The 1487-nt window shown below is 65.9% G+C and carries 2 protein-coding genes and 1 pseudogene; all 3 read right to left on the bottom strand.

All coding sequences use genetic code 11. The features are described from left to right. On the bottom strand, positions 1 to 393 hold a 393-nt coding region (locus A5709_RS02190; protein ID WP_068117624.1), incomplete at its 3' end, for a carboxymuconolactone decarboxylase family protein. Next, complete coding sequence (locus A5709_RS02185) at positions 390 to 1145, bottom strand: SDR family NAD(P)-dependent oxidoreductase (RefSeq protein ID WP_068009852.1); 756 nt, start codon at positions 1143 to 1145, stop codon at positions 390 to 392. The genes A5709_RS02190 and A5709_RS02185, both read right to left, overlap by 4 nt. Positions 1146 to 1149: 4 nt before the next feature. Further along, a pseudogene (locus A5709_RS29145) lies at positions 1150 to 1419 on the bottom strand (cytochrome P450); the annotation flags it as partial. Positions 1420 to 1487 lie beyond the last annotated feature (68 nt).

Below are 1487 nucleotides of genomic sequence, written 5' to 3'. Positions count from 1 at the left end.
GAACCCCTCATTGCCTTCGGCGAGCCTCGCGATGTCCTCCTCCGGTACGCCGCTGTCGATCGCCAGTCTGGTGTGCTCGCCCCAGAAGAAGGCCGAGCGGCGGGTGTTGGCGACACGCAGGATCGCCAACTCACGCAGGCGCGGCGACAGCTCGCCCCGCCGCAGCAGGAAGCCGTTGAAGGTCAGAAAGGCTCGAGCCATCTCGGGGTGGCGAGCAAGCAGACCGATGATGTCGAATTTCAGCGGGTCCATGGCGTGTCCCGAACCGGCACGCGGCACCCTGTCCCCCGGAATACCCAGCAGCACACCGAAGGCCGCATACTCGGCGTCGCCCCACTGGTCGGCGGCCAGGGGAGTCAGCGTTTGCCGCAGGTCGCTGTCCTCGTCGGTCATGTTCTCCGTCCTCCGTTGACGCCGATGACTTGCCCGGTGATGTACGACGATTCGTCCTGACACAGGAACACCGCCGCGTTGGCGATATCCTCCGGCCGGCCGGCCCGGCGCACTGGCGTGATGCTCGCGAAGTGCTCCAGGCTAGCGGTAAACCTGCCCTCGGCGATCGCCTTCTCGAGCATCGGTGTCACCACCATGCCGGGCGGAATCGTGTTGACGGTTATGCCCTTCGGGCCTAGTTCCAAGGCCAAACTCTTCGTCAGCCCGATCACACCGGCCTTGGAGCTGACGTAGGCGGCCATCCGTGCCTGACCGCCCTGGGCGCTGGACGACGAGATGTTGACGATCCGGCCCCAGCGAGCGTCGAGCATGTCGGGCAGCACCACCTGCGTGCAGATGAACGGGCCACGCAGGTTCACCGCCATGACGCGGTCCCACTGCTCGTCCCTGATCTCGGCGAACTTGCCGAATTGCTCAATGCCGGCGTTGTTCACCAGGATCAGAACCGGCCCAAGCTCGGTGCGTACCTCGGACACCGCGGACTCGACCTGCGCGCGGTCGGATACATCGACGACGTAGCCCCTGACATCGGCGCCGTTTCGATTCAGCCGAGCCGCTTGCGTCTGTACCGACTCGGCGGCGACGTCGAACATCGCAACCTTGGTGCCGCGCGCGGCGAGCGCCTCCGTGATGGCCAAACCCAGTCCCATGCCCCCGCCGGTCACGATTGCGGTTGTTCCCTGAAACGGCATCGCACTACTCGAATCGGATGTGTAGCCGGGTGAGCCCCCGCAAGATGAACGTGGGCAGATACCGGTACCGGCGGTCGCCGGGAGGGCCGTGCTTGTCCTCGTCGATGCGAATGTTGTTGGTGCGGCCTAGCATCCGCTCGATGCTGACCCGCGCCTCGGTGCGTGCCAGCGGTGCTCCGGGGCAGGCATGCGGACCGCGACCGAACGCGACATGGCTGCGCGCGTTGGGACGGTGGATGTCGAACACGTCTGGCTCGGGGAATTTGCGCGGGTCAGCATCGAGCGGATGCTAGGCCGCACCAACAACATTCGCATCGACGAGGACAAGCACGGCCCTCCCGG

It is taken from the genome of Mycobacterium sp. E1386, from assembly GCF_001672745.1.
In the GTDB taxonomy this organism is placed as follows: Bacteria; Actinomycetota; Actinomycetes; order Mycobacteriales; family Mycobacteriaceae; genus Mycobacterium.
This window is presented reverse-complemented; position numbering and strand designations above follow the sequence as displayed.

What these genes read in the sequence shown, in the direction of transcription:
- A5709_RS02185 (WP_068009852.1), bottom strand. Translation starts at nt 1,145, where the DNA reads ATGCCGTTTCAGGGAACAACCGCAATCGTGACCGGCGGGGGCATGGGA.